Genomic DNA, 17,771 nt, shown 5'->3' with positions numbered 1-17,771 from the left:
AGTGGCGAACGACTACTACGCGACCCTGGGCGTCCGGCGCGACGCCAGCGCCGACGAGGTGAAGAAGGCCTACCGCCGGCTCGCACGGGAACTCCACCCGGACGTCAACCCGGATCCGGAGACCCAGGAGAAGTTCAAGGAGATCACCCAGGCGTACGAGGTGCTCTCCGACCCCAAGAAGCGGGAGATGTACGACCTCGGCGCGGACCCGTTCGCGTCCGGGGCCGGCGCGGGCGCCGGCGGGTTCGGCGGCGCCGGGTTCCCGTTCAGCGACATCATGGACGCCTTCTTCGGGACGGCGACCTCGCGCGGCCCGCGGTCGCGGGCGCGGCGCGGGCGCAACGCGACGCTGCGGGTCGAGCTCGACCTCGGCGAGACCGCGTTCGGCACGACCCGCGAGCTGTCCATCGACACCGCGGTCGCCTGCGGCGCCTGCGAGGGGTCGGGCTGCGCGCCCGGCACCCATCCGGAGACGTGCGAGACGTGCCACGGGCGCGGCGAGGTGCAGCAGGTGCAGCGCTCGTTCCTCGGCCAGGTCATGACGGCCCGGCCGTGCCCGGCGTGCGGCGGGTTCGGGTCGGTGATCCGCAACCCGTGCACCGAGTGCTCCGGCGACGGCCGGGTCCGCACCCGGCGCACCGTCAAGGTCAAGATCCCGGCCGGGGTGGAGAACGGCATCCACATCCAGCTCGCCGGCGAGGGCGAGGTCGGCCCGGGCGGCGGCCCGCCCGGCGACCTGTTCCTGGAGATCGTCGAGAAGCCGCACCCGATCTTCGAGCGGGAGGGCGACGACCTGCACTGCACGGTCGAGATCCCGATGACCGCGGCGGCGCTCGGCACCAGCGTGACCATCGAGACGCTGGACGCGGCCGAGAGCGTCGACATCAAGCCCGGTACGCAGTCCGGGCAGGTCATCACGCTCTACAACCGGGGCGTCCGGCACCTCAACGAGAGCGGCCGCGGCGACCTGATGATCCACGTGAACGTGGAGACGCCGGGCCGGCTGGACGAGGAGCAGGAGGAGTTGCTCCGCCGCCTCGCGGTCCTGCGCGGCGAGGAGCGCCCGCCCGGCAAGTTCGCGCCCGGGCAGCGCAACGGCATGTTCTCCCGCATCAAGGACGTCTTCAACCAGCACTGAAGCGCCGTGGCGGCGGCCTACCGGGAAGGCCGCCGCGGCGACCCCCAGCATCGCGGCGACTCCCACCATTGAGAGGCGGAGGCCCCACATGAGCCCGCCGGTGTTCCTCGCCGGGACGGACGCGCTGGAGCGGGACACGGTCGTCCTCGACGGGCCCGAAGGGCGGCACGCGGCGGCCGTGCGGCGGCTGCGGCCCGGCGAGCGCGTCGACCTGACCGACGGCGCGGGCCTGCTGGCCGAGTGCGTCGTCACCGCCGCCGACCGCGCGTCCCTGACGCTGGACGTGCTGGCCCGGCACCGGGAGCCGCCGCCGGCGCCGCGCCTCGTGGTCGTCCAGGCCCTCCCGAAGGGCGACCGGGGCGAACTGGCCGTCGAGGTCATGACCGAGGCCGGCGTGGACATGATCGTCCCGTGGGCGGCGGACCGCTGCGTCACCCGGTGGCGCCCGGAGCGCCGCGACAAGGCCCTCGGCCGCTGGCGCGCGACGGCGCGGGAGGCGGGCAAGCAGGCGCGGCGCGGCCGGCTGCCCGAAATTCCGGACCTGGCGTCCACCGAGGACGTCGCCGCGCGGATCGCCGCGGCGTCCCTCGCGTTGGTCCTGCACGAGGGGGCCGAGGCGCCGCTGAGCGCCGTCCGGCCGCCCGCGGAGGGGGACATCGTCCTCGTCGTCGGCCCGGAGGGCGGGATCACGGACGCGGAGCTCGACCGGTTCGCCGCGGCGGGCGGGCGTCCCGCCAGGCTCGGCCCGACCGTGCTGCGCACGTCGACGGCCGGGGTGGCGGCGGCCAGCGTCCTGCTGGCCGCCACCGGACGCTGGTGACCGGGCCGCGGGCGGGCTAGCGTCAGGGCGTGGTCGCCGCGCCCTGCTCCGTCGTGTTCGCGGGCTCGCTCGTCGGCGCCTGCGTGGGCGTGTCGGTGGGCTTGTCCGAGGTCGGCGGCGAGGTCGGCGTCGTCACCGGCGGCGAGGTCGGCGCCGTGGTCGGCGTCTCGCTCGGGCACGGCGTGGTCGCCGGGGTCGGCGAGTCGGTCGCGCCGGGCGAGGCGGAGACCGCGCCCGCCGGCGGCGGGATGCGGCAGGACGACAGCCCCGGCGTGGAACTCGGGCTCCCCGGCGAGGAGGCCGACGAGGAACCGGACACGCTGCTCCCCGGCGACGACGGGTCGGGGAACTCCGGGTTGCCCTGGGCGTCGGTGCGGTCGCCGTCGCTGTCGTTCTGACCGCCGCCGGACGGCCCGTTGTTGCCGACCGTCTGCTGGATCAGGTGGATGGTCTGCGGCGCCGTCACGCCGAGCGCGGCGATCACCACGGCGGCGGCCACGGCGAGGACGGGCCGCGCCCAGTTGACGGCGAACCGGTCCAACCCGAACCGGGCGGGACCGAACCGGCCGAGACCGAGCCTGCGGCCGCGGCCGTCGGCTATGCGGGCCCGGATGCGCTCCAGGCCGTCGCCCGCGGGGTTGACCGAGTCCGCCTCCGCGTGCAGGGCGCGGCGGAGGATCTCGCCGTGCTCGTCGTGGGGGTCGGTGGTCATGAGAACTGCTCCAGGACGTTGCGTAGCGCGGTCATTCCGCGCGCCGTATGGCTCTTCACGGCGCCGCGTGAGATGCCCATGGCGCCCGCGATCTCCGCTTCGGAGAGATCGGCGTAGTAGCGCAGGACGAGTGCCTCCCGCTGGCGCGCGGGAAGCCGGGAGAGCGCGTCGATGACCGCCGAGCGCTCCAGCTCCCCGATGGCCCCCGCCTCCGCGCTCGGCGCGTCCGGCAGGCCCTTCGGGGCGTACTTCTCGACGACGGCGCGGTGCCTGAGCACCGATCGCGACCGGTTCACCACGGACTGGCGCAGGTACGACAGGGCCTTGTCGGGGTCGCGCAGGCGCCGCCAGCCGCCGTGCATGGCGACGAACGCGTCCTGGACGACCTCTTCGGCCGTCCCGGCGTCCCGTACGAGCATGGCTGCCAGGCGTACGAGCGAGCGGTAGTTCGCGCTGTAGAGCGCGGTCACCGCCTGATCGGCGTCCCAGGCGACGGCCACCGCCCCCGCCGTGCCCCTGGCCACGAGGGTCTCGGTCACGTCAGTTCGACGCGCGCCCTCCTCGCCCGGTTTACGAAAGGGCATGTCCTGGTCTGCCTCGGTCACCTGTCCGCCGCCTTTGCCGGCCCCCGGCCGTCCATTCGACGAGCGCCCTCGGGGTGGCACGAAATCGGGCGTCCCCGCCCGGGGCCGAACATGCCGCAATGCCTTGCGAACCGGGGGGGTACGCCTGAGCTGACAACCTTAGCCAGTGACCGGCCGCGATGGTGACGTCAATCGGAGGTCGATCGCCGGAAAACCCGTCCGGGGCGGGGCGGGGGCCGCGTGCCCGGATAGGATTCCGGGGCGGCCGCGGGCCGCTGCGAGGGGAGACAGATGACCGACTGCCTGTTCTGCAAGATCGTTTCCGGGGACGTGCCCGCCAAGATCGTCCGCGAGTCGGCGGGGACGGTGGCGTTCCGGGACATCAACCCGCAGGCGCCCACGCACGTGCTGGTCATCCCGCGCGAGCACCACCCGACCGCGGGCGAGCTGGCCGCGGTCGACGCCGGGCTGCTGGCCGAGGTCGTCCGCGAGGCCCACCAGGTGGCCGTCGACGAGGGCATCGCCGAGAGCGGCTACCGGGTCGTGTTCAACACCGGCGCCCAGGCGGGGCAGACCGTCTTCCACGTGCACGCGCACGTGCTCGGCGGCCGCGGCCTCAACTGGCCGCCCGGCTGACCCCGCGTCCGGGCCGGAGGCGGCGCCGGGGTCCCGGAGCGCGTCTCGCCACGCGAAAACCTTTCGGCGCCTTGCCGGGGGTGCCCAGTACGATGGAACCGACGTACCCAGGCACCCGGAGCAGACAGAAGGCAGGTCCGAAAGGCCGCAAGGCCCGGCTGATGGTCGAATCAACTCACACGAGGGCAACTCGCACGGGGCGCGACGACCGGAACGGCTCGCGCTCGCAGATCAAGATCGTGGTGCCGGACGACCATTCGATGGTGAGCCTGCTCGGCTCCCGGGATGAACTGCTCCACGCGATCGAGCAGGCGTTCGGCAGCGACCTCGACATCCACGTCCGCGGCAACGAGATCACCGTGACCGGCCCGGAGACCGACACCGACCTGGTGTCCCGGCTCTTCACCGAGATGCTCGAACTGCTGAAGGGCGGCACGCAGCTCACCCCCGACGCCGTCGAGCGCAGCCTGGCGATGCTGCGCGGGGAGGGCGACGCGCGCCCGGCGGAGGTCCTGACGCTGGACGTCCTGTCCAGCCGGGGCCGGACGATCCGCCCGAAGACGCTGAACCAGCGCCGCTACGTCGACGCGATCGACAAGCACACGATCGTGTTCGGGATCGGCCCCGCCGGCACCGGCAAGACGTACCTGGCGATGGCCAAGGCCGTCCGCGCGCTGCAGGACAAGCAGGTCAACCGCATCATCCTGACGCGTCCCGCGGTCGAGGCGGGGGAGCGGCTCGGGTTCCTGCCCGGCACGCTCTACGAGAAGATCGACCCGTACCTGCGGCCGCTGTACGACGCGCTGCACGACATGGTCGACCCCGACTCGATCCCGCGCCTGATGGCCGCCGGCACCATCGAGGTCGCGCCCCTCGCCTACATGCGCGGGCGGGCGCAACCAATCTTCGCCCAGGTCCTGACCCCGGACGGATTCCGCCCGATCGGAGACCTGGAGGTCGGGGACCCCGTGATCGGTTCGAACGGGGAGCCGACGCCGGTCCTGGGCGTCTATCCGCAGGGCGAGAAGGAGATTTTCCGGCTGACCGCCCAGGACGGAGCTTCCACTCTGTGTACGGCCGACCATCTCTGGTCGGTCACGACCAGAGCCGACCGCCGGAGAGGGAAGCCTCCGCGAGTCCTGGAGACCCGTGAAATGATCGGCAACCTGCGGGCCGCGCACGCCCGCAGGTATGAGTTGCCTCTGCTCAGTCGGCCCGTTGAGTTCCCGGCCCGGGATGTCCCGGTAGACCCTTACGCACTGGGGCTACTGCTGGGCGACGGGTGTCTGACGGGTTCCACGACACCGAGCTTCGCCACCGGAGATCCGGAATTGGCGGATACGCTCGGCGAGATCCTCCCCGGTGTGTCAGTCCGGCACAAGAGCGGACCGGACTATGTGCTGAACCGGATCGCCGAACCCGGCCAAGTCATGACGATCGAGAACCCGATCACGGGTGTCCTGCGCCGACTGGGCTTGTGCGGTACCAGGTCGGAGACGAAGTTCGTGCCGGAAGAGTACCTCTACAACTCCGCGCAGGTGCGGCTCGCAGTCTTGCAGGGGCTGCTGGACGCCGACGGCGGGCCCGTGGCACAGGATGCGCGCACCTGCCGCATCCAGTACACCACCACCTCGCGGCGGCTGCGCGATGACGTGCTCTTCCTGGTCAGGTCACTGGGTGGTGTCGCCTATTACCGTGTGCGTCCGATGGGGGGCCGTGCTCCAGGATGGGCCAACGGTCGTCCGGTGCCCCACCGGCATGACGCCTTCGCCCTCGACCTGCGGCTGCCACCCGATGTTATTCCATTCAGGCTCGGTCGGAAGGCGGACAAGTACCGGGCGACCGGCGGCGGGCGGCCGATGCGGTTCATCGACAGCATCGAATCCGCCGGTACTGCGGAGGCCGTGTGCATCCAGGTCGCGGCCGCCGACTCCCTCTACGTCACCGAGGACTTCCTCCTCACGCACAACACGCTGAACGACTCGTTCATCATCCTGGACGAGGCGCAGAACACCTCGGCCGAGCAGATGAAGATGTTCCTCACCCGGCTCGGCTTCGGGTCGAAGGTCGTCGTGACCGGCGACGTCACCCAGGTCGACCTGCCGAACGGGCAGACGAGCGGGCTCCGCGTCGTCCAGGACATCCTGGAGGGCGTCGAGGACATCGACTTCTGCCGGCTGAACAGCCGCGACGTCGTCCGGCACAAGCTCGTCACCGACATCGTCGACGCCTACAACCGCTGGGACGAGGCGCGCGTGCCGGAGTTCAAGCAGGGCGCGGCCGGGCGGGGCGGGTCCCGCAAGCGGGGGCGGCAGTGAGCATCGAGGTGCTGAACGAGTCGGGCGCCCCGGTCGACGAGAAGGCGCTCGCGGAGCTGTCCCGGCACGTCCTCGACGGGATGCGCGTCCATCCGCTCGCCGAGCTGTCGATCCTGCTGGTCGACGAGGCCGCGATGACCGAGCTGCACGAGAAGTGGATGGACGAGCCCGGCCCGACCGACGTGCTGTCCTTCCCCATGGACGAGCTGCGCCCCGGCCACATGTCCGGCGGCGCCGACGAGGACGGCGAGACCGACCCGGGGCTGCTCGGCGACGTCGTCCTCTGCCCGTCGGTGGCGGAGAGGCAGGCGCGCGAGGCCGGGCACAGCACCGAGGCGGAGCTGGAGCTGCTGTGCGCGCACGGCATCCTCCACCTCCTTGGCTACGACCACGCCGAGCCGGAGGAGCACAAGGAGATGTTCGGCCTGCAGGCCGGGCTTCTCACCTCCTGGCGGGAGAAACGCGGCGGCTGATGAGCACGGCGCAGGCGTGGCTGTCCGCCCTGGCGGTGGGCCTGGTGTTCATGGCGGGCCTGCTGGCCGGCACCGAGACGGCGCTCGCCCGGGTTTCGCGCGTCACCGTGGACGAGGTCGTCCGGGAGGGGCGGCGCGGCGCGAAGCGGCTCGCCGAGGTCGTCGCCGACCCGGCCCGCTACGTCAACATGGTGCTGCTGCTGCGGATCGGCTGCGAGCTGGTCGCCACCGTGATCGTGGCCGACCTGTGCATCTCCTGGCTGGACGAGACGTGGCGCGCCTACGTCACCGCCGCCGCGATCATGATCCTGGTCAGCTACGTGGTGATCGGGGTCGGGCCGCGCACGCTCGGCATCCAGCACGCCGACCGCATCGCGCTCGCCGGCGCCGCGGTGATCCACCCGGTGACGCGGGTGCTCGGGCCGCTGCCCGCCCTGCTGATCGCGCTCGGCAACGCGCTGACCCCCGGCAAGGGGTTCCGGGAGGGGCCCTTCGCGTCCGAGGCGGAACTGCGCGACCTCGTCGACCTCGCCGAGCAGCGCAGCCTCATCGAGCCGGTCGAGCGGGAGATGATCCACTCGGTGTTCGAGCTGGGCGACACCCTCGTCCGCGAGGTGATGGTGCCGCGCACCGACATCGTGTTCATCGAGCGCACCAAGACGCTGCGGCAGGCGATGTCGCTCGCGCTGCGCAGCGGCTTCTCCCGCATCCCCGTCGTCGGCGAGAACGAGGACGACGTCGTCGGCATCGCCTACCTGAAGGACGTCGTCCGCCGCAGCCAGGAGCACCGCGAGGGCGAGTCGGTCGAGACGGTCGACTCGGTCATGCGGCCCGCCACCTACGTGCCCGACAGCAAACCGATCGACGAACTGCTGCGCGAGATGCAGGCCCGCCAGATCCACGTCGCGATCGTCATCGACGAGTACGGCGGCACCGCGGGCCTCGTCACCATCGAGGACATCCTGGAGGAGATCGTCGGCGAGATCACCGACGAGTACGACCGCGAGACGCCGCCGGTCACCTGGCTGGACGACGGCGCCGCCCGCGTCACCGCCCGCCTCCCCGTCGAGGACCTCGCCGAGCTGTTCGACGTCGAGCTCGACGGCGAGGACGTCGAGACGGTCGGCGGGCTGCTGGCCCACGCCCTCGGCCGCGTCCCCATCGAGGGCTCCACGGCCGAGGTCGGCTCCGGCGAGAACGGGCCCGTCCTGTCCCTCAAAGCCGAGACGATCGCCGGCCGCCGCAACCGGATCGGCACCGTGCTGGTCCGGAGGAGCGACCCCCCGAACCCCCCGGCCGCGCGGCACGGGTCTCCTCGCTCCGGTCGCTAGTTGTGTTGGCCCAGGGGGGCGACCCCCTGGAACCCCCGTCAGCGACGCAGGCGATCCTCACGCCGCCGTTTCGGTCTGTCGTGCCCGTTTCTGACGTGTGGGGCGTCGCTGTGGTCGCCTGCGTCGGCGGGCATGCCCGCTGCGGTCGCTGGCGCTCCCTCCGCGTGCCTGCCCGTGTTTGTCGCTTCCGCTCGTGCTCAAGCTCGGGTCCAGTCCAAGAGGGGCGGAGTGACATGTCCAAGGGCCGTTCCTTGGGACGCCGTCGGTGGCGCTGCACCCGCACAGCAGGCGGTCCCCACGCCGTCTTGTGCCTGTGCTGGTGGGGCGTGCTGTGGTCGCCTGCCCCTGAGCGTCGGCTGAGCTTCAACCGGCAGGGCCGTAGGTTCGATCTGCCGGGGTCGGGGTGCTGGCGGCGGGTGGGTCAGAGGGTCGTGCGGAGGGTGCCGTCGGGGGCGGCCACCAGGACGAGGGCCTTGGGGCCCAGGTCGCGGACGGCCTGGACGTCGGACGGGTCGGGGGCCTCGGCGGCGGTGACGACGGCGGCGGCCTCCAGGTCCTCGGCGCCGCTGGAGACGGCCATGGCGACCGCGACCTTGAGGGCCGAGAGCCTGAGGGACGGCAGGTCCACGCTCGTGGCGTTGTAGGTGCGGCCCGTCTCGTCGCGCACGGCGGCGCCCTCGGCGGCGCCCGTGCGGGCCCGCGCCGATCTGGCCAGGGTGATGATCTTCGCGTCCTCGGCGTTCAGCTCGCTCACGCCGCCAAGCGTACGGGGTCGCCCGCAAGTCACCGGCAAGTGGGCGGCAAGGGGGCCGCGCCACCCTCGGACGGTCGGACACTGCCGTTCTGGGGGAGAAGTGATGTCCCGTCTGCTCTACCGCCTGGGGAGGGCCGCGGCGCTGCGGCCCTGGCGGTTCATCGTCGTGTGGCTGGCGCTCGTCGCGGCGGTCGCCGGGTTCGCGGGCGTCGCCGGGGGCGCGCTGCACGACGACTACACACTGGCCGGGACGGGGTCCCAGCGGGCCACCGACCTGCTGCGGGCGCGGTTCCCCGCACTGTCGGGCGCGGACGCGCGGGTGGTGGTGCACGCGAAGTCCGGGACGGTCGACCGGGCGGGACTGGCCGCGGCGGCGGGGGAGCTGCGGAAGCTGCCGCACGTCAGCGAGGTCGGCCCGGCGCAGCCGAGCCGGGACGGCGCGACCGCGCTGCTGACCGTCCGCTACTCGGTCCCCGTCACCGACCTCGCGCCGGGCGAGACCCTCGACCTGCTGCGGTCGGCGACGGGCGGCCTGAAGGCGGCCGGGTACCAGGTGGAGTTCGGCGGGCAGGTCCCCGAGAACGTGACGGCGCCCGGCGGCGTCGCCGAGGCGATCGGGATCGCGGCCGCGCTGGTGATCCTCCTCCTGGCGTTCGGGTCGGTGGTCGCCGCGGGGCTGCCGCTCGCGGTGGCGCTGGCCGGGCTCGGCGCGGGCGTGTCGGGGATCACGCTGGTCGCGGCGGTCACCGACGTCGCGACGACCGCGCCGACGCTGGCGACGATGGTCGGGCTCGGCGTCGGCATCGACTACGCGCTGTTCATCCTCACCCGGCACCGGGAGGGGCTCGCCGCGGGCCTGGACGTGCCCGAGGCCGCCGGACGGGCCATCGCCACGGCCGGCATGTCGGTGCTCTTCGCCGGGTTCACGGTGCTGCTGGCGCTGTGCGGGCTGGTGCTGTCCCGGGTCCCGGTCTTCATGACGATGGGCTTCACCACCGGCCTGGTCGTCGCGGCGACCGTGCTGAGCGCGCTCACCCTGCTGCCGGCGGTGCTGGGGCTCGCCGGACGGCGGGTGCTGCGCCGCCGCGACCGCGCCGCCGGCGCGGCGATCACGGTCGAGTCGCCGCGGGTGCGGCGCTGGGCCGGGCACGTCGGGCGGCACCCGTGGCCGTGGCTGCTCGCCGCGTCGGTGCTGATGCTCGCCCTGGCCGCGCCCGCGCTCGGCATGCGGACCTGGCCGAGCGACGCCAGCAGCGAACCCGCGTCCAACACCGTCCGGCAGGCCTACGACATCGTGGCGGACGCCTACGGCCCCGGCGCGAACGGGCCGCTGCTCGTCGCCGTCGACCTGGAGCGGACCGATCCGGGCGTCCTGCCCGGGCTCGGCGAGCGGCTGGCGCGCACGCACGGCGTCGCGGCCGTCGCGCCGCCGCTGACGTCCCCGGGCGGCGACGCCGCGGTGATCACGGTGACGCCGGACTACGGGCCGCAGGACGCGCGGGTGACCGGCCTCGTCGACCGGATCCGCGCGGACGCGCTGCCGCCCGGCGCGGAGATCACCGGGCTGACCGCCACCTATGTGGACCTGTCCCGGATGCTGTCCGACCGGCTGTGGCCGGTGATCGGCGTGGTCGTCGCCACGTCCTTCGTCATGCTGATGATCGTCTTCCGGTCGCTGGTGGCGCCGCTGAAGGCCGCCGTGATGAACCTGCTGTCGATCGGCGCCGCGTACGGGGTGCTCACCGCCGTGTTCCAGTGGGGCTGGGGCGCCGAGTCGCTGGGGCTCCCGCACAGCGTCCCGGTGTCGTCGTTCATCCTGCTGCTGCTGTTCGCGGTCCTGTTCGGCGTGTCGATGGACTACGAGGTCTTCCTGCTGTCGCGGGTCAGGGAGGAGTGGCTGCTGCACGGCGACGCGCGCGGCTCGGTCACCTCCGGCCTCGCCGCGACCGGGCGGGTCATCTCCAGCGCGGCGCTCATCATGGTGGCGGTGTTCCTCGGCTTCGCCGCCGACCCCGGTCTGGTGATCAAGCAGATGGGGGTGGGGCTCGCGGTCGCCGTGGCGCTGGACGCGACCGTCGTCCGGCTGGTCCTCGTGCCCGCGACGATGTCGCTGCTCGGACGGGCGAACTGGTGGCTGCCGGGGCCGCTCGCCCGCGTCCTTCCGGACATCGATCTGCACGGTGGCGGGGCCCCGGCCGGAGCTTCCGCCGGAGCCCCCGCCGGGGCGGCCGGGCGGGAGCACGAACCCAGCCGCGCGTAACCCGGGGGAGTGATCACGATGGTCCGGCATGTCCCGGTTAGGCTGATCGGGACATGTCGCCTGTCGTGCGCGTTCTCGGGGCCTTCGGCGCCGAGGTGGCGGGAGCGCCCGCCGACCTCGGCGGCCCCCGGCAGCGCTCGGTCCTCGCCCGTCTCGTCGCCGCGCGGGGCCGGATGGTGCCCGCCGGCCGGATCGTTGAGGATCTCTGGGCCGGGGACGCCCCGCCCCGCGCCGCCGCCGGCCTCCAGTCGTTCGTGTCGCACCTGCGCCGCGCGCTCGAACCGGACCGCCCGCCGCGCACGCCCGCGCGGGTCCTCGTCACCGAGCCGCCCGGGTACGCGCTGCGGCTGCCGGACGACGGCGTCGACGCGTGGCGCTTCGACGCGCTGATCGACGCGGCCGCCGACCTGCTGGACCGGGACCCGGCGCAGGCTCGGAGGCGGGCGGAGGCGGCGCTCGCCGAGTGGCGCGGGCCCGCCTACGCCGAGTTCGCCGACCTGCCGTGGGCCGCCGCCGAGGCCGCCCGCCTGGACGAGCGCCGCCGCCTCGCCGCGGAGCGCCGCGCCGAGGCCGTGCTCCGGCTCGGGGCCGCCGCCGAGGCCGTCCCCGACCTGGAGACCCACGCCGCCGCCAACCCGCTGCGCGAGGAGGCGTGGCGGCTGCTCGCCCTCGCCCTCTACCGGGCCGGACGCCAGGGCGACGCGCTCGCCGCACTCCGCCGCGCCCGCGCCGCCCTGACCGAGGAACTCGGCGTCGACCCCGGCCCGGCGCTGCGGCGCCTGGAGGCCGACATCCTCGCGCAGGCGCCCGACCTGGGGGAGCCCGCGCCGGCGCGTCTGGTGCTGCGGCCGACGCCCGAGCCCGAGCCCGCCGACCGTTCCGGGTTCGTCGGGCGCGTCCAGGAGCTGGCCCGGCTCGAGGCCGCCGCCCGCGACGCCCGGTCGGGCCGGGGCGGCGTCGTCATCGTCGGCGGCGACGCCGGCATGGGCAAGACCGCGCTCGCCGAGCGGTTCTCCCGCGACCTCGCCGGACGGGGCTGGACCTGCGCGTGGGGCCGCGCCCCGGAGACCGGCGGGGCGCCCGCAGCCTGGCCCTGGGCCGAACTGCTGCGCGAGCTGGCCGCCGCCGCGCCGCCGGACGCGGCTCTGGCCGCGCGGCTCGGCCCGCTGCTGGACGACTCCGTCACCGGCCCCGGCGACGCCGACGTCAGCACCGGGCGGTTCCGGCTCCACCTGGCCGTCGGCGACTACCTCGCGGGGCTCGCGGCGGCGGCGCCGCTTCTGCTCGTCCTGGACGACCTGCACTGGGCCGACGAGGAGACGCTCGCCCTGCTGGTCCGGCTCGCCGGACGGCTCCGGGACCGGCCCGTCCTGCTGCTGGCCACGTTCCGGCAGACCGAGGTGCCGGACGGCCTCGCCGCCGCGCTCGCCGCCCTCGCCCGGCACGAGCCCGCGCGGATCGAGCTCGGCGGGCTCTCCGCCGCCGAGGTCGCCGCCCTCGTCCGCGGCACCTGCGGCACCGGCCTCGGCGACGCCGAGCTGGCCGTCATCGCCGAGCGGACGGGCGGCAACCCGTTCTTCACCCGCGAGACCGCCCGGCTCCTGGACGCCGAGGGCCTGCCCGCCGCCACCCGCCGGGTCCCGGCCGGCGTCGGCGACGTCCTGCGCCGCCGCATCGCGCGGCTGCCGGGACCGGTCCAGACCGTCCTGCGGGACGCCGCCGTCATCGGCCGGGACGCCGACCTGCGCGTCCTGGCCGACCTGGCCGGGGACGAGGACACGGTGATCGACGCCGTGGAGGCGGGCATGGCCGGGGGCCTCGTCACCGAACCCGCGCCCGGCCGGATGCGGTTCGCGCACGCCCTCGTGCGCGACACGCTGTACACGGGCCTGTCGCGGGCCCGCCGCACCCGCGTGCACGGCCGGGTCGCCGCCGCCCTCGAACGGCACGTCCCCGACGAGGCCGCCGCGATCGCGCACCACTACCTGGAGGCGGGCACGGACCCGGCCAGGGCCGTCCGGTACGCGCGCCGCGCCGCCCGCGCCGCCGAGGCCCGCTACGCGCACGGCGTCGCGGCCGACCTGTGGGCCCGCGCCGCCGACACCCTGCGCACGCAGGGGCCCGCGGCGACCCGCGACCGGCTGGAGGCCGAGGCCGCCGCGATCCGGGCGAGCGCGCTGTCCGGGCAGGTCGTCGACGCCCGGGAGCGGCGCCGCGCCGCCATCGCCGATGCCCGCGCGTTCGGCGACGTCCGGCTGCTCGCGCTGATCATCGCCGCCTTCGACGTCCCCACGCTGTGGACGAGCCGCGAGTACGGGAGCCTCGACGAGAGCGTCGTGGACGCGACCGGCGAGGCGCTCGCGCGGCTCCCGGCGGACGAGCCGGAACTGCGCGTCCGGCTGCTGACCACGCTGTCGATGGAGCTGGAGGGCGAGCAGCACGACGGGGGCCTGCGGGCCGCCGGCGAGGCGCTGCGCGCGGCCCGCGCCCTGGGCGGCCCCGAGCTGATCGCCGGGGCCCTCAACGGCTCCTACTTCAACCATTACCGGAACGCGGAGGGCCACGACGAGCGGCACCGCATCGCGACGGAGCTCCTCGGCCTCGCCACCGAGCACGACCTCGGCACCTACCGCGTCCTCGCCCACCTGCAGCTGCAGCAGACGAACTCCGCGATGCTCGACATGCCCGCCGCGCACCGGCACCTCGCCGAGGGGCGGCGGCTGGCCGACCAGTACGGGCTGCCGCTGCTCGCCCGGATCTCGGGCTGGCACGGGGCGCTCATGCGCGCCCTCACCGCCCGGCCCGACGAGGCGGAACGCGCGTTCGCGGAGGTCGGCGGCACCATCGGCCGGACCCGGATCTGGTTCAGCGAGCGCGGCATGGCGGTCCTCGGCCCGTTCTGCCTGCGGATCGTCCAGGGGCGCGGCGAGGAGATGCTGGACGAGGCCGCCTGGCTGCACGACCAGTGGGGGCATGTCGCGGCCACCGCGGACCTGTACGCCCTCGCGCTGGCCGCCGCCGGCCGCACCGCCGAGGCGCGCCGGGCCGTCGCCGGGGCCGGGCCCGTCCGGCTCGACTACTTCTTCGACCTCACCATGGCCCTGCGCGGGCTGCGTGCCGTGGCCCTCGGCGACCGGGCCCTGGCCGCGGACGCCTACGCGGCCCTGCTGCCCTACCGCGACCACTTCACCGGCGGCGCTACCGCCGTCGCGACCGTGGGCCCGGTCGCGCACGTCCTCGGCGACCTCGCCCGCTTCCTGGAGCGCCCCGCCGAGGTCGCCGCGGACCACTACCGCGAGGCCGCCGCCGTGGCCGGCCGCGTCGGCGCGCGCTTCTGGGTCGAGCAGGCACAGGCCGCCCTGGACCGCCGCGGGACCCCCGCGGCCTGACCGGACGTCCCGTCCGCTCGTCCGGGTGGGCGACAATTGGACGGTGACGAGTTCAGGAGACGGGGCGCCCGCGGGGCACCGGGCCGGTTTCGCCTGCTTCATCGGGCGGCCCAACGTGGGGAAGTCGACCCTGATGAACGCCCTCGTCGGGACCAAGGTGGCGATCACCAGCAGCCGCCCGCAGACGACGCGGCGGGCCATCCGGGGGATCGTGCACCGGCCGGACGCGCAGCTGGTCGTCGTCGACACGCCGGGCCTGCACAAGCCCCGGACGCTGCTCGGGGAACGGCTCGACAGCCTCGTCCGGTCCACGCTGACGGAGGTCGACGCGATCGGGTTCTGCGTGCCCGCCGACCAGCCCGTCGGGCCCGGCGACAAGTACATCGCCCGCGAGCTGGCCGGCGTCCGGAAGACACCGGTCGTGGCGATCGTCACCAAGACCGACCTGGCCGCGCCCGAGCAGGTCGCCGAGCAGCTCCTCGCGGTCGGCCGGCTGGGCGAGTTCGCCGACATCGTGCCGTGCTCCGCGGTGGACGGCTTCCAGGTCGGGCTCGTCGGCGACCTGCTGATCTCCCACCTGCCGGAGGGCATGCCGCTCTACCCGGAGGGCGACCTCACCGACGAGCCCGAGCAGGTCCTGATCGGCGAGCTGATCCGGGAGGCGGCGCTGGAGGGCGTCCGGGACGAGCTGCCCCATTCGATCGCCGTGGTGGTGGACGAGATGGCGCCGCGCGAGGGCCGCGACGACCTCGTCGACGTCTACGCGCACCTGTACGTCGAGCGCTCCAGCCAGAAGGGCATCATCATCGGGCACAAGGGGTCGCGGCTCCGCGAGGTCGGCGCGGCGGCGCGGCGGCAGATCGAGGCGCTGCTCGGCACCAAGGTGTTCCTCGACCTGCGCGTCAGCGTCCTGAAGGACTGGCAGCGCGACCCCAAGCAGCTCCGCCGCCTCGGCTTCTACGACTGACGGTCAGTCGTCGGCCTCCTGCCGGGGGGCCGTCCCCTCGGAGCGGTCCCGATCCTTCCCGGGTTCCTCTCCGGCGGGCCGGGGCTCCTCCCGGCGGCCCCACGCCCGGTCCTCCTCCGGCCAGGCCGCGCCGCCCTGCTGGTCCGCGTACTGCTCCGCGTACTGCTCCGCGTACTGCTCCGGGTAGGCGTACTGCGGCTGGTACCGGTCCTGCCGCCGCGGCCGCGACACGCGCTCCCCGATGGGGCGGGCGAGGCTGAAGCCGACCACGAACAGGGACGCGACCACCCCGAGGTACCAGCCGTAGCGGACGGTGATCTGGTAGCCGAGGTCGAGACCGGTCTCGGGCAGGTCGTCGCGGACGTCGTCGAGCCGCAGCACGAAGATCCCGCAGACGAGCAGGGCGAGCGTGCCGGGGACGGCGGCGAGCCCGCCGATCCGCGCGTCCCGGCCGATCAGGTCCCAGAAGGCGAGCGCGATCGCGATGACGGCCAGCACCGGGACGGCGAGGACCATGTCGTCGGCGTCGATGCCGGCGACGCTGCCGAGGTCGCGGCTGAGCGAGCGGCCGAACAGGTCGACGACGACCGCCGCGTGCGCCCACGGCAGGAACGCCGACACGAGCAGCGCCGACGCGGAGGCGATCACGGCGAGGATCCACGGGGCGCCGCTCCGCGCCGGCGGCCCGGCGGGCGGTTCCGGGGCGGCCCAGGCCGGATCGGCGGCGGGCGGCGGGTAGCCGTCGACGGGCGGCAGGAAGGACGGGCGCGAGCGCGCGCGTCCCGCGTCGGAACCCAGGTCACCGGTCATGAACCCAGCGTAAAGGCAGGAACGGCATTGGCCGGGACGGCCACGTCGGCGCCCGCGGGTCGGTACTTTGGACGAAGTCCGTTATGGGAGGAGAACCCCGGTGTTGCTCGTTTTCGGCCTCACGGCGGTGTTCCGTACGGTCAGCGAGGGGACGTTCCACTGCCCGCAGTGCGGCGGCGACCGCGCCTACCGCAGGCGCGCCGGGCGCCGCTGGTTCTCGGTGTTCTTCGTCCCGATGATCCCGCTGTGGCGGCTCGGCCACGTGGTGGAGTGCCGCACGTGCCGGGGCCGGTTCCCCGTCTCGGTGCTGCGGACCGCGACCGCGCAGCAGATGGCGGAGACCCTCGCGGCGGGCATGCGGGCGGCCGCGGCCCTGGTACTGCGGGCGGGCGACCCGTCCGCCCCGGCGGCTCGTGCCCGCGCGATCGCGACGGTCACCGGGTACGGCGAGCCCGACTACGACGGCGCCGCCGTCAACGCCGACCTCGCGCTGCGCCGCACGTTCCTGGAGCGGGAGGTCGTCCAGGCCGGGGCCCAGCTGGCGGTGGAGGCCAAGGAGTGGTTCCTCGCGCAGGCCGTCCGGATCGGGCTGGCGGACGGCCCGCTCGGCGAGGGCGAGCGGCAGACCCTGCACGGCATCGCCGACCTGCTCGGCATGTCCCGCGCGTACGCGCTGGGCGTGATCGTGACCACCGAGGGGGCGTCGCGCTGACATGGAGCCGGTAGGCGCTGACACGGCGGCGGGGTTCGGCGTGGCGGGCACGGCGCTCGTCCGGGTCCCCGGCCCGCGCGTCGCCGAGGGGATCGTCACCCATGCCGCGCGCCGTCCCGTGGACGCGGCGCTCGCGGCGCGCCAGCACGAGGCGTACGTGGCGGCGCTGCGGTCGGCGGGCTGGCGGGTCCGCGCGGTGCCGCCCGCCGACGACTGGCCCGACGCCGTGTTCGTCGAGGACGCCCTGGTCGTCGCCGGCGACCTCGCGGTCCTGTGCCGGTCGGGCGAGGAGCGCCGCCGCGGCGAGGGGCCCGGCGCGGAGCAGGCGGCGCGCCGGCTGGGCCTGCGCATCGAGCGGATCAAGGACCCGGGCACCCTGGACGGCGGCGACGTGCTGAGCGTCGGCGACACCGTCTACGTGGGGCGCGGCGCCCGCACGAACGAGGAGGGCATCTGCCAGCTCGCGCACCTGCTGGGCGGGCGGAAGGTCGTCCCGGTCGACACCCGCGGCTGCCTGCACCTGAAGTCGGCGCTGACCGCGCTGCCGGACGGCGGCCTGATCGGCATGCCCGACATGGTGGACACGTCCGTGCTGCCGTGCCTGCGCGTGGCCCCGGAGCCGTCGGGCGCCCACGTGGTGCCGATCGGGCCCGACCACGTCCTGATGGCGGCGTCGGCGCCGCGCACGGCGGCGCAGCTCGCGGCGGACGGCCTGCGCGTCACCAGCGTCGACATCAGCGAGTTCGAGGCACTGGACGGGTGCGTGACCTGCCTCTCCGTGCTCGTCCCGTGACCCGTCCGGGGAATGCGGCGCGCGCCGGCGGGCGTTCGATGAGACGGAGGAGGCCCCAGTTGTCTCAACATCCG

14 protein-coding genes and 3 pseudogenes are annotated in these 17,771 nt (G+C 74.6%); 13 read left to right on the top strand and 4 right to left on the bottom strand.

Going from position 1 to position 17,771, the window contains the following annotated elements; all coding sequences use genetic code 11:
- Position 1 precedes the first annotated feature (1 nt).
- Positions 2–1,138 carry a molecular chaperone DnaJ gene (dnaJ, locus tag SM611_RS10025; RefSeq protein WP_371949472.1) on the top strand — a complete coding sequence of 379 codons (1,137 nt, stop codon included), beginning with the start codon at positions 2–4 and terminating at the stop codon, positions 1,136–1,138.
- A gap of 88 nt (positions 1,139–1,226) precedes the next feature.
- Positions 1,227–1,958 (top strand): 16S rRNA (uracil(1498)-N(3))-methyltransferase, encoded by a 732-nt coding sequence (locus tag SM611_RS10020; protein ID WP_371948972.1) that lies wholly within the window; start codon positions 1,227–1,229, stop codon positions 1,956–1,958.
- A gap of 22 nt (positions 1,959–1,980) precedes the next feature.
- Here the strand turns inward: SM611_RS10020 and SM611_RS10015 are convergent, their stop codons facing one another.
- Both SM611_RS10015 and SM611_RS10010 read right to left on the bottom strand, forming a co-directional pair.
- Positions 1,981–2,670 carry a hypothetical protein gene (locus SM611_RS10015; protein WP_371948971.1) on the bottom strand — a complete coding sequence of 230 codons (690 nt, stop codon included), beginning with the start codon at positions 2,668–2,670 and terminating at the stop codon, positions 1,981–1,983.
- Entirely contained in the window at positions 2,667–3,254 is a 588-nt protein-coding gene (locus SM611_RS10010) for a SigE family RNA polymerase sigma factor (RefSeq protein WP_371949471.1), read from the bottom strand. Before SM611_RS10010 ends, SM611_RS10015 begins: the two co-directional genes overlap by 4 nt.
- 291 nt (positions 3,255–3,545) lie before the next feature.
- Between SM611_RS10010 and SM611_RS10005 the strand changes: the two genes are divergently transcribed.
- The 6 genes and pseudogenes from SM611_RS10005 (at position 3,546) to SM611_RS09980 (ending at position 8,012) form a co-directional block, all read left to right on the top strand.
- Positions 3,546–3,890, top strand: a complete 345-nt coding sequence (locus tag SM611_RS10005) for a histidine triad nucleotide-binding protein (RefSeq protein WP_371948970.1) — start codon at positions 3,546–3,548, stop codon at positions 3,888–3,890.
- A 161-nt stretch (positions 3,891–4,051) separates the two neighbouring features.
- Positions 4,052–4,783 (top strand): annotated as a pseudogene (locus SM611_RS10000) (PhoH family protein); the annotation flags it as partial.
- A pseudogene (locus SM611_RS09995) lies at positions 4,772–5,599 on the top strand (LAGLIDADG family homing endonuclease); the annotation flags it as partial. The pseudogenes SM611_RS10000 and SM611_RS09995, both read left to right, overlap by 12 nt.
- Positions 5,600–5,857: 258 nt before the next feature.
- Positions 5,858–6,208, top strand: a pseudogene (locus SM611_RS09990) (PhoH family protein); the annotation flags it as partial.
- The gene (gene ybeY, locus SM611_RS09985; RefSeq protein ID WP_371948968.1) at positions 6,205–6,681 is read left to right on the top strand and encodes an rRNA maturation RNase YbeY; all 477 of its coding nucleotides are present in this window, start codon (positions 6,205–6,207) and stop codon (positions 6,679–6,681) included. The pseudogene SM611_RS09990 and the gene ybeY, both read left to right, overlap by 4 nt.
- Complete coding sequence (locus SM611_RS09980; RefSeq protein WP_371948967.1) at positions 6,681–8,012, top strand: hemolysin family protein; 1,332 nt, start codon at positions 6,681–6,683, stop codon at positions 8,010–8,012. The genes ybeY and SM611_RS09980 overlap by 1 nt, the downstream gene beginning before the upstream one ends.
- Before the next feature lie 421 nt (positions 8,013–8,433).
- Here SM611_RS09980 and SM611_RS09975 read toward each other — a convergent pair whose 3' ends face one another.
- On the bottom strand, positions 8,434–8,766 hold the full coding sequence (locus SM611_RS09975) for a cytidine deaminase-like protein (protein WP_371948966.1): 333 nt from the start codon (positions 8,764–8,766) through the stop codon (positions 8,434–8,436).
- Positions 8,767–8,869: 103 nt separating this feature from the next.
- Here SM611_RS09975 and SM611_RS09970 point away from each other — a divergent pair, with 103 nt between their 5' ends.
- The 3 genes from SM611_RS09970 to era are packed head-to-tail and all read left to right on the top strand — an operon-like array spanning position 8,870 to position 15,382.
- Positions 8,870–11,026 carry an MMPL family transporter gene (locus SM611_RS09970; RefSeq protein ID WP_371948964.1) on the top strand — a complete coding sequence of 719 codons (2,157 nt, stop codon included), beginning with the start codon at positions 8,870–8,872 and terminating at the stop codon, positions 11,024–11,026.
- 53 nt (positions 11,027–11,079) lie between these two features.
- Complete coding sequence (locus SM611_RS09965; RefSeq protein ID WP_371948963.1) at positions 11,080–14,415, top strand: ATP-binding protein; 3,336 nt, start codon at positions 11,080–11,082, stop codon at positions 14,413–14,415.
- Between the two features lie 43 nt (positions 14,416–14,458).
- Positions 14,459–15,382, top strand: a complete 924-nt coding sequence (gene era, locus SM611_RS09960) for a GTPase Era (protein ID WP_371948962.1) — start codon at positions 14,459–14,461, stop codon at positions 15,380–15,382.
- Between the two features lie 3 nt (positions 15,383–15,385).
- Here era and SM611_RS09955 read toward each other — a convergent pair whose 3' ends face one another.
- The gene (locus SM611_RS09955; RefSeq protein ID WP_371948961.1) at positions 15,386–16,192 is read right to left on the bottom strand and encodes a hypothetical protein; all 807 of its coding nucleotides are present in this window, start codon (positions 16,190–16,192) and stop codon (positions 15,386–15,388) included.
- Positions 16,193–16,292: 100 nt separating this feature from the next.
- Between SM611_RS09955 and SM611_RS09950 the strand changes: the two genes are divergently transcribed.
- Together SM611_RS09950 and ddaH are read left to right on the top strand one after the other, a co-directional pair.
- Entirely contained in the window at positions 16,293–16,904 is a 612-nt protein-coding gene (locus SM611_RS09950) for a hypothetical protein (RefSeq protein WP_371948960.1), read from the top strand.
- Position 16,905: 1 nt separating this feature from the next.
- Entirely contained in the window at positions 16,906–17,697 is a 792-nt protein-coding gene (ddaH, locus tag SM611_RS09945; RefSeq protein ID WP_371948959.1) for a dimethylargininase, read from the top strand.
- Positions 17,698–17,771: the final 74 nt, after the last annotated feature.

Source organism: Actinomadura monticuli (genome assembly GCF_041463655.1).
Classification (GTDB): Bacteria; Actinomycetota; Actinomycetes; order Streptosporangiales; family Streptosporangiaceae; genus Spirillospora; species Spirillospora monticuli.
The sequence above is the reverse complement of the archived record's forward strand: the minus strand, read 5'-3'. Positions and strand labels throughout refer to the sequence as shown.

Excerpts from the sequence above, each read along its gene's own strand:
- SM611_RS09970 (WP_371948964.1), top strand. The coding sequence starts at position 8,870 with ATGTCCCGTCTGCTCTACCGCCTGGGGAGGGCCGCGGCGCTGCGGCCC.
- SM611_RS10020 (WP_371948972.1), top strand. The coding sequence starts at position 1,227 with ATGAGCCCGCCGGTGTTCCTCGCCGGGACGGACGCGCTGGAGCGGGAC.
- SM611_RS10005 (WP_371948970.1), top strand. The coding sequence starts at position 3,546 with ATGACCGACTGCCTGTTCTGCAAGATCGTTTCCGGGGACGTGCCCGCC.
- SM611_RS09955 (WP_371948961.1), bottom strand. The coding sequence starts at position 16,192 with ATGACCGGTGACCTGGGTTCCGACGCGGGACGCGCGCGCTCGCGCCCG.
- SM611_RS10015 (WP_371948971.1), bottom strand. The coding sequence starts at position 2,670 with ATGACCACCGACCCCCACGACGAGCACGGCGAGATCCTCCGCCGCGCC.
- SM611_RS10010 (WP_371949471.1), bottom strand. The coding sequence starts at position 3,254 with ATGCCCTTTCGTAAACCGGGCGAGGAGGGCGCGCGTCGAACTGACGTG.
- SM611_RS09980 (WP_371948967.1), top strand. The coding sequence starts at position 6,681 with ATGAGCACGGCGCAGGCGTGGCTGTCCGCCCTGGCGGTGGGCCTGGTG.
- SM611_RS09965 (WP_371948963.1), top strand. The coding sequence starts at position 11,080 with ATGTCGCCTGTCGTGCGCGTTCTCGGGGCCTTCGGCGCCGAGGTGGCG.
- ddaH (WP_371948959.1), top strand. The coding sequence starts at position 16,906 with ATGGAGCCGGTAGGCGCTGACACGGCGGCGGGGTTCGGCGTGGCGGGC.